We start from the raw sequence: 333 nt of genomic DNA on the forward strand, positions 1-333 counted from the left end.
TGCGTGGCATCGCGCACGTCCTTCCAGGCCGGCACCGGTTGTGGCGCGCGGAAGCGCAATGCGCCCACCGGCGGCGCTGCGAACGGTATGCCCAGGAAGACCTTGCCGTGCGCGCTGGCCACACCGCGCACCGGCCCGGCGTCGGTCTGCACCACCACCGCACGCGCATCGTGCGCCTGCACCAGTGCCGGCACCTCGCCGGGACGACGCGGTGCGCAGCCGCCCAACATGCAGGCGGCCAGCAGCACGGCGCCGAGATGTTTCAGTTCAAGCATGTGCGAGGCTCTGCCAGTGCGGTAAGGACGTCCGCCATCATCCCGACTGCACGTGTAG

The 333-nt window shown here is 70.6% G+C and carries 1 protein-coding gene; it reads right to left on the reverse strand.

All coding sequences use genetic code 11. The annotated features are described in order from the left end of the window. The coding region (locus OZ10_RS20205; protein ID WP_139051383.1) for a carboxylesterase family protein at positions 1-275 on the reverse strand (275 nt) is incomplete at its 3' end. Between the last annotated feature and the right edge of the window lie 58 nt (positions 276-333).

The sequence above is a fragment of the Xanthomonas cannabis pv. cannabis genome, assembly GCF_000802365.1.
GTDB classification, from domain to species: domain Bacteria; phylum Pseudomonadota; class Gammaproteobacteria; order Xanthomonadales; family Xanthomonadaceae; genus Xanthomonas; species Xanthomonas cannabis.